This window comes from Achromobacter deleyi, assembly GCF_016127315.1.
GTDB classification, from domain to species: Bacteria; Pseudomonadota; Gammaproteobacteria; order Burkholderiales; family Burkholderiaceae_B; genus Achromobacter; species Achromobacter insuavis_A.
On record NZ_CP065997.1, the window covers coordinates 3485502 to 3511990 of the forward strand.

General features: G+C 65.3%; 38 protein-coding genes. 36 read left to right on the top strand and 2 right to left on the bottom strand.

What is annotated here, in order from left to right; all coding sequences use genetic code 11:
- Window positions 1-26: 26 nt before the first annotated feature.
- Window positions 27-221: a hypothetical protein gene (locus I6I07_RS15890; RefSeq protein WP_198487374.1), complete on the bottom strand. Its 195-nt coding sequence runs from the start codon at window positions 219-221 to the stop codon at window positions 27-29.
- 82 nt (window positions 222-303) lie between these two features.
- Complete coding sequence (locus I6I07_RS15895) at window positions 304-462, bottom strand: hypothetical protein (protein ID WP_198487375.1); 159 nt, start codon at window positions 460-462, stop codon at window positions 304-306.
- Between the two features lie 97 nt (window positions 463-559).
- Here I6I07_RS15895 and I6I07_RS15900 point away from each other — a divergent pair, with 97 nt between their 5' ends.
- The 36 genes from I6I07_RS15900 to I6I07_RS16075 all read left to right on the top strand — a co-directional run bounded on the left by I6I07_RS15900 (window position 560) and on the right by I6I07_RS16075 (window position 26488).
- The gene (locus I6I07_RS15900) at window positions 560-934 is read left to right on the top strand and encodes a helix-turn-helix domain-containing protein (protein ID WP_198487376.1); all 375 of its coding nucleotides are present in this window, start codon (window positions 560-562) and stop codon (window positions 932-934) included.
- Window positions 931-1110 (top strand): hypothetical protein, encoded by a 180-nt coding sequence (locus tag I6I07_RS15905; RefSeq protein WP_198487377.1) that lies wholly within the window; start codon window positions 931-933, stop codon window positions 1108-1110. The genes I6I07_RS15900 and I6I07_RS15905 overlap by 4 nt, the downstream gene beginning before the upstream one ends.
- Window positions 1110-1517: a recombination protein NinB gene (locus I6I07_RS15910; protein WP_198487378.1), complete on the top strand. Its 408-nt coding sequence runs from the start codon at window positions 1110-1112 to the stop codon at window positions 1515-1517. The genes I6I07_RS15905 and I6I07_RS15910 overlap by 1 nt, the downstream gene beginning before the upstream one ends.
- Window positions 1517-2155, top strand: coding sequence for a hypothetical protein (locus I6I07_RS15915; RefSeq protein WP_198487379.1), 639 nt, complete (start codon window positions 1517-1519; stop codon window positions 2153-2155). Before I6I07_RS15910 ends, I6I07_RS15915 begins: the two co-directional genes overlap by 1 nt.
- The gene (locus I6I07_RS15920; protein WP_198487380.1) at window positions 2152-3030 is read left to right on the top strand and encodes a hypothetical protein; all 879 of its coding nucleotides are present in this window, start codon (window positions 2152-2154) and stop codon (window positions 3028-3030) included. Before I6I07_RS15915 ends, I6I07_RS15920 begins: the two co-directional genes overlap by 4 nt.
- An 8-nt stretch (window positions 3031-3038) precedes the next feature.
- The gene (locus I6I07_RS15925) at window positions 3039-3788 is read left to right on the top strand and encodes a hypothetical protein (protein ID WP_198487381.1); all 750 of its coding nucleotides are present in this window, start codon (window positions 3039-3041) and stop codon (window positions 3786-3788) included.
- A complete protein-coding gene (locus I6I07_RS15930) occupies window positions 3785-4381 on the top strand; it encodes an endonuclease domain-containing protein (RefSeq protein WP_198487382.1) in 597 nt (198 codons plus the stop codon). Before I6I07_RS15925 ends, I6I07_RS15930 begins: the two co-directional genes overlap by 4 nt.
- Complete coding sequence (locus I6I07_RS15935; RefSeq protein WP_198487383.1) at window positions 4378-5088, top strand: crossover junction endodeoxyribonuclease RuvC; 711 nt, start codon at window positions 4378-4380, stop codon at window positions 5086-5088. The genes I6I07_RS15930 and I6I07_RS15935 overlap by 4 nt, the downstream gene beginning before the upstream one ends.
- On the top strand, window positions 5085-5507 hold the full coding sequence (locus tag I6I07_RS15940) for a hypothetical protein (RefSeq protein WP_198487384.1): 423 nt from the start codon (window positions 5085-5087) through the stop codon (window positions 5505-5507). The genes I6I07_RS15935 and I6I07_RS15940 overlap by 4 nt, the downstream gene beginning before the upstream one ends.
- On the top strand, window positions 5507-5893 hold the full coding sequence (locus I6I07_RS15945) for a hypothetical protein (protein WP_198487385.1): 387 nt from the start codon (window positions 5507-5509) through the stop codon (window positions 5891-5893). Before I6I07_RS15940 ends, I6I07_RS15945 begins: the two co-directional genes overlap by 1 nt.
- A complete protein-coding gene (locus tag I6I07_RS15950) occupies window positions 5890-6096 on the top strand; it encodes a hypothetical protein (protein ID WP_104145851.1) in 207 nt (68 codons plus the stop codon). Before I6I07_RS15945 ends, I6I07_RS15950 begins: the two co-directional genes overlap by 4 nt.
- A complete protein-coding gene (locus I6I07_RS15955) occupies window positions 6093-6536 on the top strand; it encodes a hypothetical protein (RefSeq protein WP_063582871.1) in 444 nt (147 codons plus the stop codon). The genes I6I07_RS15950 and I6I07_RS15955 overlap by 4 nt, the downstream gene beginning before the upstream one ends.
- Before the next feature lie 177 nt (window positions 6537-6713).
- Window positions 6714-6953, top strand: a complete 240-nt coding sequence (locus I6I07_RS15960) for a hypothetical protein (protein ID WP_198487386.1) — start codon at window positions 6714-6716, stop codon at window positions 6951-6953.
- A 212-nt stretch (window positions 6954-7165) separates the two neighbouring features.
- Window positions 7166-7726: a hypothetical protein gene (locus I6I07_RS31710; RefSeq protein ID WP_232626096.1), complete on the top strand. Its 561-nt coding sequence runs from the start codon at window positions 7166-7168 to the stop codon at window positions 7724-7726.
- Window positions 7716-8201: a helix-turn-helix domain-containing protein gene (locus tag I6I07_RS15970; RefSeq protein WP_198487387.1), complete on the top strand. Its 486-nt coding sequence runs from the start codon at window positions 7716-7718 to the stop codon at window positions 8199-8201. Before I6I07_RS31710 ends, I6I07_RS15970 begins: the two co-directional genes overlap by 11 nt.
- A complete protein-coding gene (locus tag I6I07_RS15975; protein ID WP_198482813.1) occupies window positions 8188-9465 on the top strand; it encodes a terminase large subunit domain-containing protein in 1278 nt (425 codons plus the stop codon). Before I6I07_RS15970 ends, I6I07_RS15975 begins: the two co-directional genes overlap by 14 nt.
- Before the next feature lie 2 nt (window positions 9466-9467).
- Window positions 9468-10886 carry a DUF4055 domain-containing protein gene (locus tag I6I07_RS15980; protein WP_198482814.1) on the top strand — a complete coding sequence of 473 codons (1419 nt, stop codon included), beginning with the start codon at window positions 9468-9470 and terminating at the stop codon, window positions 10884-10886.
- A complete protein-coding gene (locus tag I6I07_RS15985) occupies window positions 10858-11970 on the top strand; it encodes a phage minor head protein (protein ID WP_232625599.1) in 1113 nt (370 codons plus the stop codon). The genes I6I07_RS15980 and I6I07_RS15985 overlap by 29 nt, the downstream gene beginning before the upstream one ends.
- A 5-nt stretch (window positions 11971-11975) precedes the next feature.
- On the top strand, window positions 11976-12218 hold the full coding sequence (locus I6I07_RS15990) for a hypothetical protein (protein WP_032954938.1): 243 nt from the start codon (window positions 11976-11978) through the stop codon (window positions 12216-12218).
- Window positions 12219-12340: 122 nt separating this feature from the next.
- Entirely contained in the window at window positions 12341-12943 is a 603-nt protein-coding gene (locus I6I07_RS15995) for a hypothetical protein (RefSeq protein ID WP_076410846.1), read from the top strand.
- A gap of 26 nt (window positions 12944-12969) precedes the next feature.
- Window positions 12970-13938, top strand: a complete 969-nt coding sequence (locus I6I07_RS16000; protein ID WP_198482815.1) for a major capsid protein — start codon at window positions 12970-12972, stop codon at window positions 13936-13938.
- A 9-nt stretch (window positions 13939-13947) separates the two neighbouring features.
- A complete protein-coding gene (locus tag I6I07_RS31715) occupies window positions 13948-14295 on the top strand; it encodes a hypothetical protein (RefSeq protein ID WP_232625600.1) in 348 nt (115 codons plus the stop codon).
- A 62-nt stretch (window positions 14296-14357) separates the two neighbouring features.
- On the top strand, window positions 14358-14840 hold the full coding sequence (locus I6I07_RS16010) for a DnaT-like ssDNA-binding protein (protein WP_198482816.1): 483 nt from the start codon (window positions 14358-14360) through the stop codon (window positions 14838-14840).
- Between the two features lie 201 nt (window positions 14841-15041).
- The gene (locus I6I07_RS16015; RefSeq protein WP_076410836.1) at window positions 15042-15437 is read left to right on the top strand and encodes a hypothetical protein; all 396 of its coding nucleotides are present in this window, start codon (window positions 15042-15044) and stop codon (window positions 15435-15437) included.
- Complete coding sequence (locus I6I07_RS16020) at window positions 15434-15832, top strand: HK97 gp10 family phage protein (RefSeq protein ID WP_076410834.1); 399 nt, start codon at window positions 15434-15436, stop codon at window positions 15830-15832. The genes I6I07_RS16015 and I6I07_RS16020 overlap by 4 nt, the downstream gene beginning before the upstream one ends.
- Window positions 15829-16251: a DUF4128 domain-containing protein gene (locus I6I07_RS16025; RefSeq protein WP_198482817.1), complete on the top strand. Its 423-nt coding sequence runs from the start codon at window positions 15829-15831 to the stop codon at window positions 16249-16251. Before I6I07_RS16020 ends, I6I07_RS16025 begins: the two co-directional genes overlap by 4 nt.
- A gap of 44 nt (window positions 16252-16295) precedes the next feature.
- Window positions 16296-16952, top strand: coding sequence for a phage tail protein (locus I6I07_RS16030; protein WP_198482818.1), 657 nt, complete (start codon window positions 16296-16298; stop codon window positions 16950-16952).
- Between the two features lie 12 nt (window positions 16953-16964).
- On the top strand, window positions 16965-17294 hold the full coding sequence (locus I6I07_RS16035) for a phage tail assembly chaperone (RefSeq protein WP_076410828.1): 330 nt from the start codon (window positions 16965-16967) through the stop codon (window positions 17292-17294).
- Window positions 17295-17311: 17 nt separating this feature from the next.
- Window positions 17312-17602 (top strand): DUF1799 domain-containing protein, encoded by a 291-nt coding sequence (locus I6I07_RS16040; RefSeq protein ID WP_076410826.1) that lies wholly within the window; start codon window positions 17312-17314, stop codon window positions 17600-17602.
- Window positions 17603-17626: 24 nt separating this feature from the next.
- Window positions 17627-20293 carry a phage tail tape measure protein gene (locus tag I6I07_RS16045; RefSeq protein WP_198482819.1) on the top strand — a complete coding sequence of 889 codons (2667 nt, stop codon included), beginning with the start codon at window positions 17627-17629 and terminating at the stop codon, window positions 20291-20293.
- Window positions 20294-20638, top strand: a complete 345-nt coding sequence (locus I6I07_RS16050; protein ID WP_198482820.1) for a hypothetical protein — start codon at window positions 20294-20296, stop codon at window positions 20636-20638.
- A gap of 1 nt (window position 20639) precedes the next feature.
- On the top strand, window positions 20640-21116 hold the full coding sequence (locus I6I07_RS16055) for a DUF1833 family protein (RefSeq protein ID WP_198482821.1): 477 nt from the start codon (window positions 20640-20642) through the stop codon (window positions 21114-21116).
- A gap of 1 nt (window position 21117) precedes the next feature.
- Window positions 21118-21504: a hypothetical protein gene (locus I6I07_RS16060; RefSeq protein WP_198482822.1), complete on the top strand. Its 387-nt coding sequence runs from the start codon at window positions 21118-21120 to the stop codon at window positions 21502-21504.
- The gene (locus I6I07_RS16065) at window positions 21501-25349 is read left to right on the top strand and encodes a host specificity factor TipJ family phage tail protein (RefSeq protein WP_198482823.1); all 3849 of its coding nucleotides are present in this window, start codon (window positions 21501-21503) and stop codon (window positions 25347-25349) included. Before I6I07_RS16060 ends, I6I07_RS16065 begins: the two co-directional genes overlap by 4 nt.
- A complete protein-coding gene (locus I6I07_RS16070; protein WP_198482824.1) occupies window positions 25350-26093 on the top strand; it encodes a hypothetical protein in 744 nt (247 codons plus the stop codon).
- Window positions 26090-26488 (top strand): hypothetical protein, encoded by a 399-nt coding sequence (locus I6I07_RS16075; protein ID WP_198482825.1) that lies wholly within the window; start codon window positions 26090-26092, stop codon window positions 26486-26488. Before I6I07_RS16070 ends, I6I07_RS16075 begins: the two co-directional genes overlap by 4 nt.
- The last annotated feature ends 1 nt before the right edge of the window (window position 26489 follow it).

A 26489-nucleotide genomic window follows, 5' to 3' on the forward strand; every position in this document is an offset into this window, starting at 1 on the left:
GATGATCGACCACCTGGCGGCATTTCCTACCGCAGCTGACGCAGCTTGCTTTGTATCTCGTCTAGCTGCGTCGCTTGGCGACGCTGTTGAATCTGCAGTTGCTTCACTGCCTCGCAGAGATTCGCCAGCCCCCGGTTCAGATTCCATTGAACAGGGTCTGATTGGGGATTCAGCATGCTGACGTTTTGCTCGAATGCGGCGAGTGCATCGTCGATCTTCATGGCCGGCTCCTTTGCCGATGGTGTGTGTGAGAGCCGCCAGTTTAAGGCGCTGGGGCTGGCCGCCCATTTCCGTCGTCATGGCTCAGTGCACTGCTGCGCGGTCGTCCGTGGCCCACGCCATGCGGTCACGCTCATTGCACAGCTCACGGAACAGGTCCATCACCGCGGCCTCGCTCGGGTCCACGAAGGTCCGGCGCGCGATGTCCTGGGCGTGGTTCAGCAGTTTTTCGGTTTCGGTCATTTCGTTCGTCTCGCATTGTCGGTACGAAAAATTTTTGCCCGGATCCACGCTGTAACTCACGTTGTAACTCGATGATTTTTTCCTAAAAGGAAGCGAAGTGCACACCCATTCCGCAGTTGTTTACGGCGCCAGTACGTTCCCGGCGCCCGCCGGAAAGCGATTCCTGCCGCTGTCTGCTGTGGCGGCATGCAAGACCTTCCGCGAGGCGGTGCGTCTTGCCTGGGAACATCGGGCCCGGCCGAACATGACGCAGCGCAGCCTGGCCGAAGAGTGCGGCCTGTACGCGCCGCACGTGAGCAGCTACCTGCATCCCGAACCCCTGGATGGGAAGAACCGGCCGCGGTTGGATCTGCCCGCCGATTGCATCGATGCCTTCGAGGAAGCCGTGGGCAACCACGCCATCCGCCAGTACCTGAACCATCTGGGCCGGCTGACGATCATGGAAGAAGTCATCGCCCAGAGGGCCGCATGAGCTATGACGAAGCCCTGGCCATCACCAAGCGCGCGTTCGAAGAGGCCCTGCGAAAGCACGGCTGGGATCGCGCCAAGGCCTACGAGGAAATGATGCTGCGCGAAGACCTGAACCCCCAACTGCGGGAGGCCTTCATTGTGGTCGGCCTGCACGACGCCCTGGCGACGAGGCACTGATGCGCTATCCGCTGAACTCCCGCACGCGCCAGCGCGCGCACCGCGACATCGATGCATCGCCGGACGGCTACTTCTTCGCGCCGCCGGTTGAGCCTTCTGCAACGCTCGCGACCAAGCGCAAGATGTGGGCAATGCTCGGCGACATCGCGCGCCAGAAGCTGTGGCCGGTCAACGGCACGCCGCGCCGGCTGGAGGACAAGCAGTGGAAGGACATCTTCACTGCTGCCCTGGCCAAGGAAACTCTGCTGGCTGAGGGCCTATATGGCGGAGAGGTCATGCTGGGCGAGCACACCAGCGACATGAGCCAGCGCAAGATGGGCGACCTGATTGAGCTGATGTACGCCTGGGGCGCTAACAACGGCGTCGTGTGGACCGAAAAATTCGAGCCGCCGGGATGGGTGCGCTGATGAGCCAATACGAAGACTTGGCAGGCCAGCGCTTCGGCATCCTGACCGCTGTTTGTCGCATCGAAGGTAAGTGGCAGTGCGTGTGCGACTGTGGATCCGTTCGACTGGTCTTCGCAAACAACCTGAAGAAGGGCAACTCGAAATCGTGCGGCTGTGTCGGCCGGGCGAAGTGCGCGCGGCGCATGGCGAGCCTCAATCGGGTGCACGGCGACGCAGGGTCAAAGGAGCATCAGATTTGGGCCGGGATCATCAAACGATGCACGCGGCCGTCGGACATGCACTGGCCGAAGTATGGCGCCCAAGGCATAACGGTCGCCCCGGAGTGGATGTCCTACGAGCAGTTCCTTGCGGATATGGGCCGCGCGCCAACGCCTGCGCACACCATAGACCGAATCGACAACAACGCAGGTTATTCAGCGGCCAACTGCCGCTGGGCGACCCCGTTTCAACAGGCGCAGAACAGATCAACCAACCGCTACACCGTCGTCGACGGAAAGGTTGTGTGTTTCTCCGAAGCCGCACGTCTTTTGGGTATTGAGAGGTCGAGAATCTTTTCCATGGCTCGTCGTGGCTTAGTGGAAGAGGTCCCCTACATCCCTGGCGGCGGCGCAACCTTGAGCAGAGAGGAGGCGGCATGAGCCACCAAGCCGTCGAATGGGCGCTGAGCCAGCCAATCAGCCACGCACCGGCCAAGCAGATCCTGACGGTTATGGCGCACTACGCGCACAAGGACCAGCGCCCCTGGACCGCCTACCCCTCGGTCACGCAGTTGGTGCGTGACACCGGGCAGGACCGCAAGACAGTGCTGGCCAACCTGGTCCGCCTGGTTGAATGCGGGGCGCTGCGTGACACCGGTGAGCGCGCAGGAATGACCAAATCGGTCACCGTCTACGAACTTTCCGAGCCGACAAGCGATACCAAAACTGGTACCGCTTCACGGGCCCAAAGCCGTCCCAAATCTGGTACCTCTTCGACCCACCAAGCAGTCCCAAAACTGGAACTGCTAAGCGGTACCGAAACTGGTACCGCTTTGGATGGCGGAAGCAGTCCCAATTTTTCCGGAAGCAGTACCAGTTTTGCCGGGAAGCAGTCCCAAAATCCACCCGAAGCAGTACCAGTTTTCCCTACAGAACAGGTAGAACAGGTATTAGGAACAGGTAAAGGAACAGGTAATACCGCGCATGCGCGCGTGACGGCCAAGCGCCCGAACCTGATCGACTTCGAGCTGCCGGACTGGTTGCCGCGTGATGCTTGGGTGGACTGGGTTGAACACCGGATCGTCGTGAAGGCTCCGATGACCGAGCGCGCGGCCACGATGGCCATCAACCACCTCGCCAAGCTGCGAGCCGCCGGCAATGACCCGGTGGCGGTGATCGAGCAGAGCGTGCGCAGTGGGAAGTGGACCGACCTGTACCCCCTGCGCGATCAACGCGGCGGCTTCGGCATGCCCATGGCCCGCCAGGCAGCCGCAGAGGCGGAGCACCAAAGATTTCTGCAACTGACCAGCGGCTGAGGCATGTGATGCAGCCCAACGATAACGACGCATTCGGCAAGCGCCTGGCGGGCGTCTTCGAGGTGTACAACCGCACGCGGCCGTCAGCCGAGGCTATGGCCGTCTGGTGGCGGATTCTGCAACCGTTCCCTCTGGACGCCGTAAGCCGCGCCCTGGGAACGTACACGCGCACCGAACCGAAGTTTCCGCCGACGCCGGCCCAGATCCTGGAGCTGCTGGGGCAGGGCGCCGGAGACAGCCGGCTGACGGCTGATGAGGCTTGGCCTGTGGCGTTGGCGTCCCAGGATGAAGCGGAAACCGTCGTCTGGACCGCCGAAATCGCTCAGGCGTTTGCTGCCTGCCGGCCGGTCCTCGATGCCGGCGACGACGTTGGCGCGCGCATGGCATTCCGCGCGGCCTACGAGCGGCTGGTGGCGGCCGCCAGGATGGAGGGCAAGCCTGCCGCCTGGACCGTGTCCCTCGGGTTCAACGCTGAGCGTCGCGCCGTGGCGCTGGAGCGCGCCGTGCACCTCGGCCAACTGTCCGCGCCGGCCATCGAACACCTGTTGCCGGCGCCGGCAGAAGTAACCCCAGATGACCAGGCCGCCGCCGAGAACATCGCCCGTCTCAAGCAGATGTTGGCCAATGCCATGAGCCCAGCCGAAAAGCGCGCGAAGCAGCGCGAGCAACTGGCGGCGGCCGAGCGAGAGCGCCTGGACAGGCTCAAGGCTCAGGCCTCCGCCAAAGTCGAACAACTACAGAAGGGAGCAGCCGCATGAAAGAACCCGTTCACGTCGCCGACGACATGAAGTCCTTCATGTCTGACCTGCGCCAGAGGGTTGATTACCCAATGGTTCCGCCGGCTTGGTCCGCTGACCTATCGATCAAGTTCGCCAATATCCGCCGGGCCTACCGCGAGTTTCAAGCGCGGGTGGATGTTGGTCTGGAAAGCTGGTTCGGCGAGAACCAATATGCGGTTGGCGACTGGGTCCTGATCTTTTCGCCGATTGAGCAGGAGGCCTGGTACCACATCCGCCGTGCCGGCCTACCCATGTGGCCGCAATTGCCCGTGGCGGGGTTCTTCCTGGACTTCGGTAACCCCATCGCCAAGGTAGCGTTGGAGTGCGACGGCGCCAAGTTCCACGACGCCCGCAAGGATGCTGCTCGCGACCGGAAGCTGGCCGGCCTCGGTTGGACGATCTACCGCGTCCCCGGGTGGCAATGCATGCGCGATGTTGAGCTCCCCGACGGATACGAATACCTGGAGCGAGAGGACCGGCTCCTTGCTCGCCAGGAAGCGCGCGCCCAGACCCTCCTGCCGGTGATTGAGCAACTGGCCTCCCATTTCCCCCGCAAGGACCACGACGCATGACCCTACCGAACCTCACCCCCCAGGGCGCCGACGTGGCGCTCGATCCGATGCAGGGAACGCTCAACGACAGGATCAGGACACTGGCCGTGGCCTGCGGCGGTTATGCCCTTGACGCCCCGGACAGCTTCGCGCGCGTGGACGCCGTGCCCGACCCCTGGGCCTGGGATGGCGCCCAAAGCAGCATGATCATCCCGGAAAGCCGCGCCAATGCTGGTTCTGGGGTGGCGCCTTCGGTGGGCCTGAACATCAACATCCTGGCGCTGGACCTGGGCACGAAAACGGGCTACGCGCTGCGCCGGCGCGATGGCGCTATGCGCTACGGCACCGTGGACTTCACACCGCGCAAGTCCTGGACACCTGGGCAGCGCTGGGCCCGGTTCCGCGGCTGGTTAGCCGACACGGTCGCCACCTTCCAGATCGACGCCATCGTGTACGAGCGCGTCGTCTTCGGCCACAGCAGCGCCGCGTCGTCGGACGTCTACGGCGGGTTCAAGGCGCTGGTGGAGCTGGCCGCCGACACGCACAGCCTGACGCTGTCCAGCGTGGCCGTGCCGACGGTCAAGAAGCATTTCACGGGCAGCGGCCGGGCCGACAAGGACGCCATGATGGCCCAGGCCAAGGCGCGCGGGTTCAGCCCGGACAGCCACAACGCAGCCGACGCCCTGGCCATCCTGCACTGGGCCGTCGATCAGGAGCGCAAAGCATGACCACACACGAACAGACCGCGCGGGCCAAGCTTCCGCGCCTGATCCCCGTAGAAGGACGGATGGACGGCTGCTGGCTTTGCGTGGACGCCACGGTATCTTGCCGCGGCGTCACGCCGAAAGACGCGTATGACGGCTGGCTGATGGCGGCGATCATCGAGGCCCAGCCGGGTGAGCCGGTCAAGCCCGCGAAGCGCGCACGACCACCCAGGCCCAAGCCTGCGCCCGCGGTCAAGCCGGCATCGACGCCATCCGCCGCCCTGGACATTCCCGTATTCGTGGCCCCGGCGCGCACCAGCAACGCATTGCAGCGCCCGCCGCTCAGCCTGTCGTCCGTGGGCCTGCGCCTGAACGGCGAGCGCGCGCTGGCGGCCCAGCCGAAAACGCCCTCGCTCTCGGGCGGCCGGCGGGGAGGGGAGTGATGAAGTGGCTCACACGCGATACGGTCAGGGCGCCATACCTGTTGCTGTGCCTCACCGAAGCTGAGTACGCCCGGGCCGTGCGGCATTGCGCCGTCCGCAATCCGGAAGGGTGGCTCGACGAGGAGCGACAAGCGGCCTGCGTGCACACGTGGGAGAAGGATGGGGCGCTGGTCTGTGTCGTCTGTCTTGCCCCCGACTCGCTTGAGCGGGACCCGGTGGCCGTGATTCTCACCCTGGTGCACGAGGCCGTGCACGTCTTCCAACGAATGTGCGACTCCATCGGCGAGAGCGCACCTAGCCGTGAATTCGAAGCCTATTCAATCGAGCGGATATCAGAGGCGCTGATTTTCGAGTACCGGCGGCGGTATCAAGGGGGCAAGCCATGACCTGGTCCAGCAAGTCCGAGCGCGGCGACCCGGCCAAGCTGCTGGAACGCCGCCAAGAGCCGCCCGCCGCGCGCACCTGCGCCGGATGCAAGGAAATCCGACTGATCACCAGCCCATTCGGCGGTCGGCGCGTGCTGCGCTGCGCCCTGGGCGAGGAAATCGGCCAACGTTGTTCGAAGTACGAGGAGCGCACCGCGCCATGAAGACGCCGAAACTACTGCTGGATCGCCTGCCGGCCGATTTTCATGACCGCCTGTGCAACTGGGGCGAGGTCATGCGCGACCGCCACCGGCGCGCCGTGTCGCCCACCTACCAGGTGTGCCGCGACCTGGCCCGCCGGGCAGGGCAGACCCGCAACCTGGAGAACGACGCGGTGCAGGAATGGGACGAGGCCGACGCCGGGCTCATCGAGCGGGCCTGGAGCCTGGCCGCCTCATACCGCATGCACCCGCAGGCGCCGCTGCTGTTGCGCGCCTACTACGTGATGGGCCACCCGCCGTACCTCATCTGTCGCATGCAGGGCATCCGCGCCCGCGAGTTCGACGACATCCTCGTGCGGTGTGTCGCGTATTTCCAGCAGTTTGTTGCACAATTCGAGAATCGGCTGCATAATTCTGCTCAATCCGTGATGACTACCGTCTGACGACGAGACCCGATGCCCGCAGGCGGACGTCGCGCGTCCGGAAGAAATAAGCCCCGAGCCTTTGGCCGGGGCTTTTGCTTTGCGGGCTGACTCTTCAGGAGCGCATATGTTCGGTGGCAATGAACGCGAAGACTCGCCCTTTTACCCCGCCCGCAGGCCCGGCCTCGGTCCCTCCAAATGATCGATCATCCCCATCTCACCGGAACCGATGTGGTCCGCACCCTGGCCGGCCTGGCCAAGCTTCTGGGCCACCGAATCGGCGCAGGAGGCATCCTCATCGATGAACGGACCGGAAACGTTGCCGATTTTCGATCGGAAGGCGAAAAGCTCCAGGACGCAATTGCCGCCGGCGATATCGCCAAAGTCCGGTTCATTCTCGAAATGGATGCCGCCAAGCATCCGGGCCGCGGCAGCTAAGCACATTCCCCGGACCCAGCCCAGCCAGACGGGCGCCCGCGCGGGGGATCAAAGCGCGCGGGACTTTCTCCCCGGCCTCGTCGCCGGGTCTGGTAGACGAGAACCGCACACGCCCAGCTCGCCCAGTGGGCGGGTAAGTCGGATGGGCGCATCCTGAATCACTTTCAACGCGGAATCGATGCCTGCGGCGTCGCTCCCAGAGGGACCGCGCCATGGCACGACCATCCAAGTACCAGCCCGGGTTCGCCGAGCAGGCCACCAAGCTTTGCAAGCTCGGCGCGTCTGACGAGCAGATCGCGTGGTTCTTTGACGTAACTCTGGCTGAAATTGCCCAATGGGCTTGGCAGCACGAGGAGTTCTTCCAGGCCATCACGCCGAACGACGAGCGGCGCCGGCAGTGGGCGGCGGAGGATAGACAGAGCCGATCCCTCGTCTCAGCGTATCGCCGTGCGCGTCGGATGCGCAACCCGACGGAACGAATTGCCAATTCCATGCGCGCCCGTATGTGGGCGGCGCTGAAGGGCAAGACGTCCGGCGCGTGCTTGAGTCGTCTCGGCTATTCCCTGGAGGATCTGCGCGCGCATCTGGAGCGGCGTTTCCAGCAGGGGATGGGCTGGGAAAACTATGGGAAGTGGCACATCGATCATGTAAGGCCGTGCGCTTCGTTTGATCTGACGGATGCACAGCAGTTTGCCGAATGCTGGTCCCTTGAGAACCTGCAGCCGCTATGGGCAGCAGAGAATGTCAGGAAAGGGGCTAGATATGTCGCATGAGACGAAAGCGGGCCAGCCGCGCAAGCGCGGGCGTCCGTCGGCCTATCAGGAAGAATACGCAGTGTGGGCGGAAAAGCTCGCCAAACTGGGGGCAACCGATGCGGACCTCGCCGATGCGTTCGGCGTGACAGAGGTGACCGTCAACACCTGGAAGAAGCGGTACCCGGAGTTTTCTTTAGCCCTAAAAAGGGGCAAAGCCATGGCAGACGCCGAGGTGGCCGATAGGCTGTTTCAGCGCGCCCTGGGCTACACGCATGCCGAGGACGACATCCGGGTGTGCGACGGCGTGATCGTCACGACGCCCACCACCAGGCAGTACCCGCCGGATACCACGGCCTGCATTTTCTGGCTGAAGAACCGGCGCCCAGACCTCTGGCGCGACAAGCCGGATCCGACAAACGACGACAACGCGCCGCCGCCGGTGAAGGTGGTGATCGAGGTCAAGGACGCGAGCGTCCCCGATGCCGAGCCTTAACCAGCCCCAGGCCCGGTTCCTGGCGCTTCCGCACAAATTCCGCGCGTTCGTCGCCGGCTTCGGCAGCGGCAAGACCTGGGTCGGCGGGGCCGGCCTGTGCCGTCACGCCTGGGAGTTCCCCCGGGTCAACTCGGGGTACTTCGCGCCAACCTACGGCCAGATCCGAGACATCTTCTACCCGACGATCGAGGAGGTGGCCCACGACTGGGGCCTGGCCGCCAAGATCAACGAGTCGAACAAGGAAGTCCATCTGTTCGCCGGCCGCAAGTACCGCGGCACGGTAATCTGCCGGTCGATGGAGAAGCCGGGCGACATCGTGGGCTTCAAGATCGGCAAGGGGCTGATCGACGAGCTGGACGTGATGAAGGCGGACAAGGCGGCGCTGGCCTGGCGCAAGATCATTGCCCGCCTGCGCCACACCGCGCCCGGTCTGCTCAACGGCGTGGACGTGACCACGACGCCCGAGGGCTTCAAGTTCGTCTACCAGCAGTTCGTCAAGCAGGTTCGCGAGCGGCCCGATCTGGCCGCGCTGTACGGGCTGGTGCAGGCCAGCACCTACGAGAACGGCAAGAACCTGCCCGAGGATTACATTCCGTCGCTGCGCGCGAGCTACCCGCCGCAGCTGATCGCGGCGTACCTACGCGGCCTGTTCACCAACCTGACCAGCGGCAGCGTGTACGCGAACTTCGACCGGGTGCTGCACCACACGGATGCCGCCGAGGAGCCGCACGAAGAGCTGCACATCGGCATGGACTTCAACGTGCTGAACATGACGGCCACGGTCAACGTGATCCGGGCCGGCCTGCCGCTGACGGTAGGCGAGCTGACGAAGGTGCGCGATACGCCGGAGATGGTGCGGATGCTGAAAGAACGGTTCAAGGACAAGGGACACGGCGTCACCATCTACCCAGACGCCAGCGGCGGCAACACCAGCAGCAAGAACGCGAGCGAGTCGGACCTGAGCATTCTGCGCAAGGCCGGCTTCACCGTCCGCGTGAACAGCCGAAACCCGGCCGTGAAGGACCGCATCAACGCCGTGAACGGCATGCTGCTGAACGACGAGGGCGTCCGCCGCTGGCAGGTGAACACCGACCGCTGCCCGACGTTGACCGAGGCGCTGGAGCAGCAGGCCTACGACAAGAACGGGGAGCCGGACAAGTCCACCGGGCACGACCACCCGAATGACGCCCAGGGCTATTTCCTGGTGCACCGCTATCCGATCACGCCCACCGGCATGAGCCGCATCAAACTCATAGGAACCTGACCATGCCTGTCGACAGCAAACATCCCCTCTGGCTGGCCAACCAGCCGCGATGGGAGCGCTGCCGTACCGCACTGCAGGGCCAGGACGCCGTGCATGCGGCCGGCACGAAGTACCTGCCCAAGCTCGCAGGGCAGGAGGAGGCGGAGTACGACGCCTACAAGGCGCGGGCGCTGTTCTACGGTGCCACCGCCCGCACCGAGGAAGCGCTGATCGGCATGGTGTTCCGCAAGGAGCCCACGGTGGCGTTGCCGGCAGCGCTGCAGCCCTTGATCGAGGACGCCGACCTGGCGGGAACGCCGGTGGACACGTTCATCGAGAACGTGACCAAGGAAGTGATCGACGTCACCCGCGTGGGCGTGCTGGTGGATTACCCGGTGGCCAGCGGCGAGTTCATGACCGTGGGCCAGGCCCAGGCCGCTGGCATGCGCCCGTACCTGGCCACGTACAAGGCCGAGGCGATCATCAACTGGCGCACGGCCCGCGTGCGCGGCGTGAACCAGCTCGTGCTGGTGGTGCTGGCCGAGTGCTACACCGACCCGAAGGACGAGTTCACCGCCGAGGAAAAGACCCAGTACCGGGTGCTGGACCTGGTGGACGGCTTCTACCGCGTGCGCATCTACCGCACCGACCTGAACACCCCAGCGTTCGAGTACACGCCGATGATGAACGGCAAGCGGCTGCCGTACATCCCCTTCGTGCTGATCGGACGCAACGGCGAGGCGGTCGACCCGCAGAAGCCCGTGCTGCTGGACCTGGTGGACGTGAACATGTCGCACTACCGCGGCACGGCGGACTACGAACACGCGCTGCATTTCACGGCGCTGCCCACTGCGGTGGTGACTGGGCACACGATGGGCACTGGTGAGTCGCTGAAGATCGGCTCGTCCGAAGCCTGGGTTTTCAGCGAACCGGACTCCGACGCCAAGTACCTGGAGTTCTCCGGCCAGGGCCTGGACAGCATCAAGGTCAGTCTGGACCGCAAGGAAGGCATGATGGCCACCCTGGGCGCGCGCATCCTGGCGCCCGAGAAGCGCGACGCGGAGGCGGCCGAGACGGCCAAGATCCACCGCGCTGGCGAGAACAGCGTGCTGGGCGGCATCGCCCTGGGCGTGGGCCGGTCCCTGGCCAAGGCGTTCCGCTGGGCCGCTGAATGGGCGGGTGCGGCGGGCGGCACGGTCGAGGTCAAGCTGAACACCGAATTCTTCCCGGCCGGCCTGACTGCTCAGGACCTGACCGCCCTGGTGGGCGCGCTGCAGGCCGCAGCGATCAGCCCGGAAACGTTCTACGACAACATGCGCCGCGGCGGCATCATTGACGACGGCGTGACGTTCGAGGAAGAGCAGGCCCGCATTGAACAGGCGGGCCCGGCGCTGGGCATGATCGGAGGCCCGAATGGCCAGCCTGCAAACGGAGCTGTATGACGCCACGGTACGGCATGCCATCGACCTGGTGCGCTACGGCAACGGTGCGGTGCGCCGGATAATTGCGCTGCTGAACCGGGTTGACGCAGACCTGGCCGACCAGATCACCCGGGCCATGGATCGCCTGCCGGCCAGCGCGTTCACGGTGTCGCGGCTGGACGAGTTGCTGAAAGACGTTCGCACGCTGAACGCCGAGGCATACCAGCAGGTGCGCGGCGAGCTGGACAAGGAACTGCGCGACCTGGCCGACTACGAAATCGGCTACCAGGGGCAGTTGTTCGCCTCCCTGGGCATCGAGTTCACCACGGCCGGAGTGACGGCCGGGCAGGTGTACGCCGGCGCCATGGCCCAGCCGTTCCAGGGCCGCCTGCTTCGGGAGTGGATGGCCGGCCTTGAAGCAGGGCGCGCCAGCCGCATCCGCGACGCGGTGCGCATGGGCTATGTGGAGGGACAGACCATCCAGCAGGTGGTGCAGCGCGTGCGCGGCACCCGGGCGAAAGGTTACGCGGATGGCCTGCTGGAGATCGATCGGCGCAACGCGGAGGCCGTGGTGCGCACCGCCATCAGCCACACCGCCGGCTTTGCGCGGGATCGCTGGTACGACGCCAACGACGACATCATCGGCGCGCTGGCCTGGGTCAGCACGCTGGATTCGCGCACCAGCCAGATGTGCCGGCTGCGGGACGGTCTGCGGTACGAGCCGGACTCGCACAAGCCGATCGGGCATCAGGTGCCGTGGGGCGCCGGGCCTGGCCGGTTGCATTGGCAGTGCCGCAGCACCTCGGTGCCGATCCTGAAGGGGATGGAAGACGACCCGCTCATCGGCACCAGGGCGGCGAAGGATTACCGAGACAGCGCGCGCGGGAAGGGCGAGCAGGTGCGGGCGACAACGACCTATGCGGACTGGCTCCGCAGGCAGCCCGCCGCGATCCAGGACGATATCCTGGGCCCGACCCGCGGCGCGCTGTTCCGCAAGGGCGGCGTCGAACTGGAGAGCTTCTACAACGACCGAGGCGTGTATCTGACGCTGGCCGAGCTGCGCCGCAAGGACGCTGCCGCCTTCGCCCAGGCCGGCGTAGAATAGCGCGCATGCCCCTGCACCTCGTCCCTGACGCCCCAAAGCCGGCGGAAACGGAAAAGGACCGGATCCGGAAGCGGATCAAGGCCTTGCCGAAGCCGAAAGACATGATCCAGTGCCCCCGTTGCGGTGGGCGCGAGGTCATCGAGACGCGCATCGGCGTGTTCGAGACCGCCAGAACATGGAGCGGCGGCACGAAGGCGCTGCTGTGCGCGCTGTGCTTCATGCGAGGCGAGCGCGTCGTCTTGAAGTGACCTGACCATTACCCATAGGGCCCGCCACCGCGCGGGCCTTCTTCTTTCTAAGCCCTGCTGGCCGAGCCAGTGGGGCTTTTGCTTTTGGGGCTGAGCCCTGCAACCGTCCAGAGGACAACACCATGCCGCTTGACCGTAATGACCCCGAAGTGAAGGCCCTGTTGGAAGAGGCGGCCGCTGAGGCCACCGAGGCGCTGAGCGCCAAGAACAAGGAACTGCTCGCCGAGCTGCGCCAGGCGAAGGCGAAAGCCAAGGGTTCCGAGATCGACCCCGAAGAGCATGCCCGGCTCCAGACGCAAGTCGAGGAGCTGACCGGCAAGCTCGACAAGGTGACGAAGGACAGCACCCGCCAGATCGAGAAGCTGACCAAGGACCTGACCGACAAGGAAGGCGCCCTGACCCAGCACCTGATCGATGGCGGCCTGTCCACCGCGCTGGCCAAGGCCGGCGTGGCGCCGCACTTCATGGACGCCGCCAAAGCGATGCTGCGCGGCCAGGCGGCCATCAAGGACGGCGCTGCGGTCATCGGCGACAAGCCGCTGGCCGACCACGTCACCGAGTGGGCCGGCACCGACCAGGGCAAGCACTTCATCACCGCGCCCGCGAACAGCGGCGGCGGCGGCCAGGGCGGCAGTGGTGGTGGCAAGACCACGGGCAATTTGGGCGGCACCCGCGAAGAGCGTGTTGCCGCATTCAAAGCCCAATTCCCTGAACTCGCGGGCTGACCCCGCGCCACGCAAAAGGAACGACCATGTCTCTCTCGCAGATGCAGGTTTTCAACAAGTACATGATGCCGGCGATCATCGAGACGCTGGGCCAGCAGATCCAGAAGTTCAACGCCGCCTCCCGCGGCGCGATCATGCTGACCACGGCCGGCTTCGAAGGCGATTTCCTCCAGGAATCGTTCTATCAGGCCATCCACGGCGCGCGCCGCCGCGTTGATCGCTACGCCGCCAACGGCACCGCAACCCCCACCGACCTGACCCAGCTGAAGCACAGCTCGGTGAAGGTCGCGGGCGGCTTCGGCCCGATTCGCTACGAGCCGTCGCAAATGACCTGGTTGCAGAAGCCGACGGCGGAAGGCATCGAGGTGGCTTCGCGCAACTTCGCCGAGGCGCTGCTGCAGGACCAGCTGAACAGCGCGCTGGCCGCGCTCGTGGCCGCCGTCAGCAATCAAGCCGCTGCCGCCAACGATGTGTCGGCGACGGCCGGCCTGACCTACTCGGCGTTGAACGACGCCCATGCCAAGTTCGGCGACAGTTCCAGCCTGATCGTGGCGGACGTCATGACCGGCCAGGTATACCACAAGCTGATCGGCCAGAACCTGGCCAACGCCCAGCAGCTGTTCCAGTACGGCGCCGTCACGGTGGTCGACATCCTGGGCAAGACGGTGGTCGTGACCGATGCCCCGGCCCTGTACGCCACGGGCACGCCCAACCTGCAGAAGGTGCTGGGGCTGGTGGCGGGCGCGGCGACGGTCTCGGATGGCGGCGATCTGATCACCAACATCTCGACCGTGAACGGCAAGGAGCGCATCGAGACCACGTTCCAGGCCGACTACACCTTCGGTCTGGGCCTCAAGGGCTACACCTGGGACGAGACCAACGGCGGCAAGTCGCCGACCGACGCCGAGCTGGCCACGGGCACCAACTGGGACAAGGTGGCCACCGACATCAAGCACACCGCGGGCGTGATCGCCATCGGTGACGCGTCCAAGTAAGGAGCCAACATGAAATCGAAGCTGCCCATCTGGTACCTGGCCGGCCCGTTCTACCGCTACGAGCAGGACGTCAAGGCCGAGGCCGCCAAGGCTGGCATGCGCATCGTCGATGCCAACGCCATCGAGAGCCGCGACGGCGCCGCCAAGGACGTGCCCAAGGTCACCCTGAAGCCGGAGTACCGGCCGAAGGGCAAGGCCGAGGCCGCCAAGGCGGACGGCGGTGGCGATCAGCCTCCGTCGCACGGCCTGACTGTGGACCAGCTGAAGGACGCGCTGGCCGCCAAGGGCGTGACCATCCCCGAGGGCGTCACGCTCAAGGCCGACCTGGCCGCGCTGCTGGACGCTCCGGCCGCCTGACCGCCGTCTGACGGTCGCCCCTGCTCGCGCGGGGGCTTCCGTCAGCCTGTGGAGATATCCAAATGCCCCTGATCGTCGAAGACGGAACCGGCCTGCCGAACGCCGACAGCTACGTTAGCGTGGCGGACTGCCAGGCCTATGCTGCCGCCCACGGCGTGGCCTTCGCCGGCGAGGAGGCCGCACTAGAAGCCGCCCTGCGCAATGCCACGCTGTACCTGGATGGCGAATACACCTACCGCGGCGAGCGCGCCACCGACACCCAGGCGCTGGAGTGGCCGCGCACGGTCGTCACGGGCGTGCCGCGCGAGGTCGTGAGCGCCTGCTGCGAGCTGGCGGCGCGCGCGCTCAAGGGGCCGTTGTGGCAGGACGTCAGCAGCACCACCGCCGGCGCCGCCATCGAGAAGACGGTGGGCCCGATCACGACGAAATACGCCAGCGCGGCCGGCGCGCGCAACGACGGCCAGACGCGCTACGCGGGCGTGGCCGCCATGCTGCGCCGCTGGCTGTCGTCCTACGGCTCGTCGGTCAAGCTGGTGAGGTGCTGAGATGGACAAGTTCCTGCGATTGGTTGTACCTGACCCCAGTGGCGAACCGGGATTGCAAGAGTGCCGCGGGGTGCAGCTTTACACGGCGGACGGCATGCCCATCTCCGGCCTGGTGGCGGTGAAGCTCGAGAGCAGCACCGACAGGCCGATATGGCGCGCCACGCTGGTCATGGACATCAACGTTTCCGGGAAGCCCGCCTGATGGCCACCTTCGACTATGCCGACATGGCCGCCACCGCGCAGGAGCTGCTGGTGGAGTTCGGCGGGCCGGTGACCGTGCGCCAGGTCGTGACGGGCGAGTACGACCCGGACCTGGGCCAGGCCCCCACCACCACGGTCGACAACGACGGCATCGGCGCGCTGTTCGACTACACGGCGCAGGCCGCGGGCCTGGCCAACATGGCCGGTTCCGTCATCGAGACCGGCGACAAGCAGATGTATCTGGCGCCGGAGCTGGCCGCTGGCGGCGCTATGCCCGAGCCGAAGCCGGCGGACCTGGTGCTGGCGCTGGGCACCACCTGGCGCGTGGTGACGGTCAAGACGTTGGCGCCGGCCGGCCTGGTGCTGCTGTATGAGCTGCAGTTGAGGCAGGCATGAGCTTCGCCGCCGACATCGCCAAGTTCGTCGAGCGCGCCAAGGGCAACATCGACACCGCCACGCGCCAGGCCACGGTGCTGCTTGCCCAGGGCGTAATCCTGAAGTCCCCTGTGGACACCGGGCGCTTCCGGGCGAATTGGCAATTCTCGGCCGCCAGCATTCAGCGTGCCACGACCACCGCGCTGGACCGCGGCGGTCAAGTGACGATGAACCGCCTTGTGGCCGAGATCCAGCAAACCGGCGCGGGCGGCGTGACCTACCTGTCGAACTCGCTGCCCTATGCGGTGCGGCTGGAGAACGGCTGGTCCAAGCAGGCGCCGCAGGGCATGGTCAGGTTGACCGTGCAGGAGTTCCAGCACTACGTGAGCCAGGCGGCGAAGGACGCGAACAAATGAGCCAGGACCTCATCCGCGCCGCTTTCGAGAAGCGGCTGAACGACTGGGCGAAGGCACGCGCGCCCGCGCTGGCCGTGGCCTGGCAGAACACCAAGTTCACGCCGCCCGCCAATGCCATGTACCTGCGCGCCTACGTGATGCCGTCCGCGACCATCAGCCGGGACGCCGCGGGCGATCACCGACAGTACCGCGGCGTGTTCCAGGTGAACGCGGTTATGCCGATCGGCGCCGGCTCGCGCAGCGCGGAGCAGCTTGCGGCGGAGCTTGATGCGCTGTTCCCCATGAACCTGGTCATGCAGTCCGGTGGCCTTGCCGTGCGCGTGCGCACCCCCATCAGCGTGGACCAGCCCACCACGGGCGACGCCGATCACACCGTGCCCATATCGCTGGGATACGACGTCCAGTTTTACCCCGACTGACCCGGCCCTGAGCCGGTTTTTTTGACCCCACAGGAGCCATTCTCATGAGCGCCATTTTCCCCAATGGCACCGTATTCTCGGTGTCGACCGTGTTGGGTACGGCCCTGGCCGTGTCCGCCATCACCAACGCCAATCCTGCCGTGGCCTCGGCCACCACGCCGCCGGCGGACGGCAGCATCTTGATCGTCAAGTCCGGCTGGCCGGAGCTGAACGAGCGTGTCGTGCGCTCGGCCGACGCCGGCGCCAGTACCTTCGAGCTCGAGGGCATCGACACCACCAGCCTGGTGCGCTTTCCGGCCGGGCAGGGCGCGGGCTCCGTGATCCCCGTCACCACCTGGGTGGACCTGTCGCAGGTCACCACGGTCGAGAAGACCGGTGGCGAGCAACAGTTCTTCCAGTGGCGCTACGTGGAAGACCGCAGCAGCCGCCAGCGCCAGCGCCCCACGTTCAAGAACGCCAAGGTCATCACCCTGACGCTGGACTATGACCCGGCCCTGGCCTGGTACGCGGCCCTGCGCGAGGCCGACGCGGTCAAGGACACCGTGGTGCTGCGCGCGCGGCTGCCGAACGGCGATGCCCTGTATTACCTGGTCTACCCGTCCTTCGACGCTGACCCGTCGATGACGCTGGACCAGAACATGCAGAACACCGCGACGTTCTCCATGACGTCGGAATTCACGCGCTACGCGCCGCTGCCGTAACAAGGGGTCGGGATGAGCAAAGCCATTTTCAAGCTGCAGCCCGCCCCGACCTTCACCGTGCCGGTGGAAATTCCCCGGCACGGCGAGGAGCCGGCCAAGATCAAGGTCACCTTCAAGCACAAATCCCGCGAGGGGCTGGCCGAATTCACGGAACGCGCCGGCCAGTCGAATGCCGAGCAGGACGTGGCCTTGATGCGCGAAATGATCGCCGACTGGGAAGGCCCAGACATGGAGTTCTGCGACGAGGCCATCCAGCTGCTGATCCAGAACTATCAGGGCGCCGTGCCGGCTCTGGTGCAGGCCTACGTCGTCGAGTTGATGCAGGCCCGGCGAAAAAACTGATTGCCGCGGCGGAGGAGATGTACCGGCCGCCGCCGGACAAGGCCACGTTGGCCGAGTTCGGGGTGCGGCCTGAAGACTTCCCCGTCGCGGTGATCGAACTGTGGCCCGAGAACGTCACGCCCAAGGACGTATTCGAGGCCATGGGCTCGCAGTGGCGCTTTGGCTTCGCCGGGCCCACCGGGCTGGACTATGGCGCGCTGACAGGCGTGATGCGCATTCTGCGGGTGCCGCCGGACGATGAGATCGACGTCTTCGACGCTGTGCGCGTCATGGAAGGCGCCGCGCTCACGATGATGAACAGGAAATAGCCCTACGGGCTGAAACGGTGCCACATGGCTGATCAAGTCGCTTCCCTTGTCCTTCGGGTCGACAGCACGCAGGCGAAGGCCGCAGACACGGCTCTCGACCAGCTGGCAGTCACCAGCCAGAAGACCGAGAAGGCCGTCGAGAATCTGGCCCAGACGGAAAAGCAGCTCGCCGTCAATACCAAGGAGGCCGGCACCGCGGCGCAGACCGCCACGGCGGCCAACAAGGCACTGGGCACATCGGCGGCTGGCGCCACCATGTCCACCGGCCAGCTGAACAACGCCATGCGCATGCTGCCAGCGCAGATCACCGACATCACGGTGGGCCTGAGCACCGGGCAATCGCCGTTCATGGTGCTCATGCAGCAGGGCGGCCAGCTGAAAGACATGTTCGGTGGCATAGGGCCCGCAATCCGTGCCGTGGTGGGCTATGTGGCCGGCCTCCTCACGCCCATCACGCTGGTCACGGCTGGCGTGGTGGCGATGGCGTTCGCGTTCGAGAAGGGCGCGAACGAGGTGCGCGCGTTCCAGAACGCCATCACCATGACTGGCGGCGCGGCCGGGGTGACTGCCAACGAGCTGGGCGCCATGGCCAAGCGCATCGGCGACGTGCGCGGCACCACCGCGGCGGCGGCTGAAGCGCTCACCAAGCTGGTGGACACTGGAAAGCTGGGTGCCGACTCGATCGAGGGCCTGGGCCGGGCGGCCATTTTGACCCAGGCGGCCACCGGGCGCAGCGTCGACGACATGGTCAAGGACTATGAGCGAATCGCCGACGCGCCGGCCGAGGCCATCGCCAAGCTGAACGAGCGTTACAACTTCCTGACGCTGGCAGTCTACGAGCAGATCGCGGCGCTGGAGAAGGAAGGGCGCCAGCAAGATGCCGCGCGCCTGGCGCTGACGACGTACTCGCAGGCGATGGAGGAGCGATCCCAGCAGGTCGTCCAGAACGTCGGCTATATCGAAAAGGCATGGAACGGCGCGAAGAACGTCGCCAAAGAGGCCTGGGACGCGATGCTTGGCATCGGCCGCGACCTCACGCCGCAGGATCGCATCGGCCAGATCCAGAAGGAACTGGACCAGATCGGCTCGTCGTTCTTCCACCAGGACCGTGCCAATGCCCTGCGCGCTCAACTGACCGGGCTGCAGGAGCTGGTCAAGTGGCAGGGCGCGGCGGCCAAGGCCCAGGCTGATGAAGCGGGCGCAGTGCGGCGCGGCATCCAGGCGCAGCGCGACCTGGACAGCTACATGGACTCCCACAAGGGAACATCCTTGGATGCTGCGCTGAAGGCAGAGAATGCAGCATTCAAAAAGGCAACGGCCGAGTTTGAGCAGAACAGCGACGAGTATCAAAATGCGCTGAAGCTGCATGTCGACCGGATTGCGCAGATCCAGAAGCAGTTCGCGGGCCCGAAGGGTGGCGGCTCGGTGGCCGCCGGAGTGCGCGAGCTGGAGCAGGCGCGCCAGCAGGAGGCCGCGCTGCGCGCTCAGCTCGAAAGCGCGGTAAAGATCACCACGGCGCGCCAGGAGCTGGTCAAGTTCGAACAGCGCATCGCCGACCTGAAGGCTAAGGACCAGCTCACGGCGGACGAGAAAAGCGTCCTGTCCAATGAGACGGCAATCCGCCAGCAGCTTGAGCGCAACGCGGGCCTGGCGGATCAGGTCCGGATGCAGAAGGAGGCGGTGCACCTGAAGGCCCTGGAAGCGTCGGCCCAGGAGATGCTGGCGGCAGACCAGCAGCGCTACAACGACCAGTTGCAGGGCTTCACGGGTAGCCCACGGCTGCGCGAGCAGTTGCAGGCCCAGCAGCAGATATACCGCGAGTTTCAGCGCCAGGTGCGGCGCGCTGCCGAACAGGAGGCCGCCGGCGAACTGACGCCGCAAGGCTACGCCGATCGCGTGCGGGTGCTCAAGCAGAGCCTCGACGATCGCCTGGCCCTGCAGGCCGACTACTACAGCCAGCTGACCGCGCTGGAGGCTGACTGGCGCAACGGGGCAATCGGCGGGTTGAATGACTACGCCTACGAGGCCTCGAACGTCGCCGCGGCCACACGCAGCGCCTTCACGGATGCATTCAAAGGCGCCGAGGATGCACTGGTGACGTTCGTCACCACCGGCAAGCTGAATTTCTCTGACCTGGCCAACAGCATCATCGCGGACCTGGCGCGCATCGCGATTAGGCAGAGCATTACCGGCCCGCTCGCCTCTGCGCTGGGCAGCGCGCTGAGCGGCTGGATGGGTGGAGGCGGCGCGCCCACGGCGGGCCAGGTTGCCGGCGCCACCCAAGGCGTCAATGCGGGCCTGCCGCTGTCCTTGTCGAGCGGCGGCTACACCGGCGATGAGCCGCGCGACAAGGCCACCGGGATCGTGCACGGACAGGAATATGTCCTGAACGCGGACACCACGGCGCGGCTGGGCCGCGGCACGCTCGACGCGTTGAACGCCGGCGGGCCGTTGCCTATGTCGGATGCTGGCCAGGGCACTGTCACCCCAGTCACCGCTGGCACAGCCACGCAGGGCGGCGATGCGCCGAGGATTCAGTTCAACCTGATCAACCAAAGCGGCGAACAGATGGATGCGCAGCAGGGCGGCTCACGATGGGATGCGGGTCTGCAGATGTGGATCTGCGATGTCGTTTTGAAGCGCGCGCGCACTGACCCCAAGTACCGCCGCCAGTTACAGGAGCCGGCATAAATGACCACGTTTCCACCCTATGCCCGAATCATTGACGCGGGCTATTCGAAGAAATCCGACTACGGCGTGCTGCGCACCGACATGGACGGCGGCATCGCCAAGCAGCGCCCGCGCTGGACTACGCCGATCGTCACCCGAACGGTGACGATCCTGGTGCACAGCGTGCAGGACCGCGACGCCTTCGACGCGTGGATGGCGAACGAGATCCGCGGCGGTGCCGGCTGGTTCGACTGGACCGACGAGAGCGGCGTTCTCAAGCAGGCACGCATCGTCGGCGGGGATGTGTCCTGGACCACGCCTGGCTCCGTGTGGACGGGGCAGGCTCGCCTGGAAACGGTTGGCTGACATGACCAGATCACTTTCGAGTGCCGCGGCGCGCAACGTTCTGGCCACGTCTGCCGACGAGCCACTGCTGGCCGCTATCGAGATCACTCACCCTGGGCTGGAAGTGCCTGCGCGGTTTGTCAACGACACGCTGGACATTCTCATCGAAGGCAACACGTTCTTCGCGTGCCGCTTCGATTTGACGCTTCCCGATGACCAGGATGAGCAGGTGCCGCAGGCCCGTCTCGAAGTCGACAATATCGGGCGAGACCTGACCCAGTGGCTCGAACAAAGCCAAGGCGGAGCCGGCGCGAAGTGCCGAATCATCATGGTGCTGCGATCGGCGCCCAGCAATATCGAGTTCGATATGACGCTCGACCTTACAGGCCTTGAAATCACCAATTTTCGCGTGACGGGTGACCTGGGCTTCAAAAACACGCTCATGCAATCCGCCGTGACGGTTCGCTTTGATCCGTCCACTACCCCAGGGGTTTTCTGAAATGCACTGGTCGGACAAATACGTGAATCAGCCGTATGTTCCTGAGACGGGCGATTGCGCGGCGTTCGCCGAGCGGGTGGCGCGCGAGCACCTGGGTATCGCCGTTGGGCTGCCGGACGGTCATGCGACGGCGTTGCGTGCGCAGGCCGCCCAGATCCGTGCTCATCGTGGTGAGTTCGCTGAAGAGGCGCCCGAACCTGTAGAGGGCCACCCCGTGCTGCTGCGCTCGCGCGGCGATCTGTTCCACATCGGCGTTATGTGCCGCCTGGCCAACGAATGGTGGGTGCTGCACGCAGACAAGGGCTTTGGCGCCGTAGTTCGCCAACCGCTCCGGCGCATGCTGATGGTCGACTACAAGCTGGAAGGGTTCTACCAATGGAAGGCATGAAGAAGCAATTGCCGGGGCCGGTGGCCACGCCCTCCATAGTGGTCTATCCGAAGCCGCTGGGCGGCGATCGCACCGAGCATTTCGAATGCTTCGCGCCCGGCGAGACGCTGGGCGCCTACGTTCGACGCGTTGGCATTGCGGTGCCTTCGCGCGTGCTACGCGTCGAGCATAACGGCCGCGAGGTGCCGCTTGCACTCTGGCAGCGGCTTATCCCGCGCCATGGTGACCTAGTGGTCATAGCTGCGCGCGGGCTCGGTGGAGGCGGTGGAGGGAAGGTGCTGCGCACCGTAGCGATGTTGGCGGTGGTGGCAGCGGGCATGGCTTGGGGCGGAGCGCTCGGCGCCGCAATTGGGCTGACAGGAAAAGTCGCCCTTGGCGTCGGGACTGGGCTGATCATGATCGGCGGCAGCATGCTGGTCAACGCACTGCTCCCCATGCCCACGCCCACCGCGGCGAAGCTTGGAACCGGCCAGAAGTACGAGAGCAGCCCTACCTACTCGATCCAGGGCGGGCGCAACCGTCCCCGACCCTGGGAGCCCATGATTCTGGTTTTCGGCCGGCACAAGGTCGTTCCTGATCAAGGCGCGGCGCCGTACACGCAATTCCAGGGCAGCGAGCAATACCTGAACCAGGTCTTTCATTTCGGCCTGCAGGGAGACTCCCTGCTGCTGTCGGATCTGAAGATCGGCAACACGCCGATCACCGATTACCGGGATGTCCAGACGCAGATGCAAGGGACTGGCGGCAAGCTGGACATGTTCCCCGGCAACGTTGACACGTTGCAGGGCTTCACGCTCACGAAGGCGGACGGGTACCAGTTCCGTACGACGCCGACGAACGCAATCTCGATATCGGTGGAGTTTGCCTCCAGGCTATTTCGGGTCAGGGATGACGGCTCTATGGCGAGCCGTTCGGTGAATGTGCGAGTGCAGTACCGGCTGGTGGGGACGTCGACGTGGACGGATCTAGGCGGCATCGATGCGTCATACGCTACGCACTATTGGTCCGGCCGACCGCTGAACAGCGAGCAATCGCAAATCAGGATGGGCAGCACCGACCCGGGCCAGCACTTCGACGGCGAGATATTCAGCTATGTCGACGACGAAGGCGGGGCGCGTGCAGGCGTCTGGCGTTGGGTGCCTCATCCATATGCTTTGGGGCAGCCTTGGCAGGGCATGGCGCCTGACCCGCTGATCGCTGCCGGCTCGCCTGGCTTCCTGATATCGGGTGCGCGTCAAGAGCCGTCTCGACTCACGGTTTCGTGGAATGTCCCCCGCGGCCAGTATGAACTCGCCATCCTCAAGGACACCGACGATGTAAACGATTCTCGGGAGTCCAACGAGACGGCGGTGAACCAGATCTTGGTTTTTCAGCAGGACGATGCCGACTATTCCGGGCAGTGCCGTCTGGCCATGCGCATCAAGGCGTCGGGTCAGATCAATGGCGCCGTCGACGAGTTCAACGCCGTTGCGAGCGCTCAGTGTCCGGTGTGGGACGGGGCGCAGTGGATCATGCAGGAGACGAGCAATCCCGCATGGTGGTTCCGTTGGTTTGCGAAGGGGAAAGCCCGGCCGGATGGCAGCCGTGTGTACGGCGGGGGCATGGCGGACGCCCAGATCGACCTGGAAGGCGTCAAGGCTTGGGCTGCCTGGTGCGAAGAGAAGAAGCTGACCTTCAATTTCGTGCTCGACTCGAAAATGGATACGGCGAGCGTGCTGCGCATCATTGCGCGCGCCGGGCGCGCCACGCCGACGTTCCAGACGGGGCGCCTGGGCGTGATCTGGGATGCGGCGAACCTGCCAGAGACGGCCGTTTTTGGCCCGTTCAACGTCAAGGCAGGTTCGTTTCGCATCGCTTATGTCAATGAGGGAATGGTCGACGAGATCGTGGCCAGTTTCGTCAACGCGGCGAACGGCTGGGTGCTCGACGAGGTCCGCGCGAAGGTGCCTGGGGCCATTGCCGCCAACAATCCGCTGCAGCTGGATCTGGACGGGGTGACGAACCTTGATCAGGCAGGCCGTGAGGCCAACCTGCTCGCCGCTTCGCAGGTGTGGAAGCGGCGCCGCGTGACCTGGGAAACTGACATCGAGGGGCTGATGTGCACGCGTGGCGACGTCGTGCGGTTCTCGCACGACTTGACGGAATGGGGGCATTCAGGCCGGCTAATGCCTGGCAGCGCCGGCCTTGTTATGAGGCTGCAGAATAAAGTTCCGAGCGCCGGCACGGGGACTGCTTTGCTGCGCGATCCAGACGGCAATCTGAAAGTGGTCTCTGTGGTGTCTGCCGTGGGTGAGGTGGATGAACTGGAGATTGTGACCGACCTGGATGGATTTCCGATGCCCGGCGATCCGGGTTACGACGATGTCGTCGCGATGGACTGGGCCTACCAGTTCGACCCTCTGCAGACTCCAGGAAGACGTTTCAAGATCACGAGCGTGGCGCCGGCGGGCGAGGGGTTGCGCTTTGAGGCGATGGACGACGATCCGGGCTACTACGACAGCGAGAGTGATCCCTATCAGTACACGCCGCCTCGCGATGGTGCGCAGCTGGCCGGGGTGGTTCTGTCGTTGACCTGGTTCGAGCAGATCGTCAGCGTGGCGGCAGATCAGTCGCGGGTGACCTTCAACTGGGTGTTGACGCGCGACATGGATTCGCAGGTCATCATCACCGTGAACGGTCAGCAACGCCTCGTCGACATGGTTCCAGGCCGCTCTGCGGATATCGTCGCCGCGACCGGGGACACCGTGGCCGTCACAGTGACGCCTCGCAGTTCTGTCGGTAGCGGCGTCCCTAAGACTGCGGCAATGGTGGTTCAGGGCCTTAATGCTCCTTTGCCGGCCGTTGCGGGGCTACAGAGCGTCTTCCGGGACGGTCTTACCGTGCTGGTTTGGGGCCGCGTCGTCGACGTTAGGCAGCCTTCTTACGAGATCCGCCTGGGCCCGAGTTGGGCCGACGGCGCCATAGTTGGCACGACCGATGGGCTGGAGGCTCTGGCGATCGGGAACGGCCTGTACTGGGTGGCTGCGCGCTATCGCATGTCGAACGGAAGCGTCATCTATGGGCAGCCGGCCAGCTTGCTGATCGCCGGCGCGACCCTTGAGCGCAATGTCTTGGTGACGAAGGTTGAGCAGGCCGGCTGGACCGGAATTTGCGCGGGCGGCGCAGTGGTCTACGACGGCAAGCTGACCCTGGCGCCCACCGGCGACTTGCTGGCTGCGGCCGACGTGCTCGCCTTGCCTGATGTTCTATGGGTTGGCGGGGCGGCTTCAGATGGTGAGTACACGACCGCCGTCGGGAACCTCGTCGATATTGGCTACGTCACGCCGGTACGCCTCGACATCCTGGTTGATTTCCATGCGCGCAAGCTGGACGACGACATCCTGTCGGTTCCAGACATCTTCGCCGTGGCTGACGTCCTGGGCGGTTCGAACCGGCAATTCGTCTCGGTGGTCCCCCAGATCCGTTCGGCCCAGGTCGCAGGGGTTTGGGATGACTGGCGTGACTACGTGCCAGGCCTCATCAACGCTCGTTACTTTCAGGTGCGTCTGAAGCTGTCGACCCAGGACCCGAACATCGTCCCGTTCGTTGAGCGGTTCGAATGGACCATCGACGTGCCGGATCTGATCCAGCGTGGCGAAGGCGTGTCGGTTCCGACCGGTGGCCTGGTCGTGGCATACGCCAAGGACTTCCATGCGAAGCCTAACGTGCAAATCACGATCGCTGGCGGCCAAGAGGGCGACACGATCAAGCTCACCGCAGAGACGGCGGGCGGCTTCTTTCTTTCCATCATCAACAATGGCGCCCCGGTTGCCCGGCAGGTCAACTGGATCGCACAGGGGTACTAAATGTCACAAGCTTCTATCGTCATCCCGTCCACCCCGCCGCTGCCTGGCTCTACCTTGGTGCCACTGCTCAACGACGCGCTGGCAGCACTGGGGACGAACTTCTCGGGCACCACGGACCCGGCGGCGAACGCTCAGCCGTACATGACTTGGGCGGATCTGAGCACGGGATTCGTCAAGCGCCGAAATGCGGCAGGGACCGCCTGGGTTGTCATCGGGCGCATTCTGCGGCAGCGGGTGGACGCGATTACCTTGGGCGATCTGCCAACGGCCGACGTCGGGCCCGTCTACGTCGCTGGCTACGGCATGCGCGAGTGGAACGCTGGCCTGGGTGCCTACGCAGCCGCGCCCGAGTTTCGGACGCTGGACAACTCGCTCGGCTTTGCAATCGCCTATCCGAACGGCGGTAGCTCGGCCAGCCCGGCGAACATCGCGGTGAACAGCCGTTACGTCGTGCCCAACCCGTTCCCGGGGTTCCGCGTTCACTGCGAGCTCGAATTGCGACTGGGCGGAATCTGGGGTAGCCCTGGCGGCAATGTGGCTGTGGCTGGCACGGGTGGCGGCACCGAGTATTTCGGCTGCATCGCATCGCAGTACAACGACGCCGACCTGGTGGTGCAAACCGCAAACAACTTCCTTATCTCGAACAATCCGGGCGGCTCGTGTCACCCGTTCCCCGCGCCGGGCGTCGTGACGTCCGCGCCGGCGCGGATCAAATGCTGGAAGGTGAAAGGAGCACTCGCATGAGCGAAAAAGCAAACCTCAAGGTCTTTGCCCAAGTGGGAGGCTATATGCAGCATATCGGCGCCGAAGGGCCCGATGGCTGGATCGAGATGCAAGGCGAGCGGCCGGCGCCGGACTATGCGGCGCAGGCCGGAGGAACGTGGGGGCATAAGCCCATCGTGCCGCGAGCGGTGACTCGGCGCCAGGGGCGTCTTGCCCTGCTGGAGACCGGCCGTCTCGATGCGGTCGAGGACGCGATTGAAGCCATCGCGGATAGCACCGAGCGGCGCGCCGCACAGATCGAGTATGAGGCGGAGACTTGGGAGCGCGGTAACGAGTTCCTGGCGTTGCTGTGGCAGCGTCTTGGGGGCACCGAGGCGCAGCTCGATGACCTGTTCATCCTCGCCTCTGCGAAGTAGC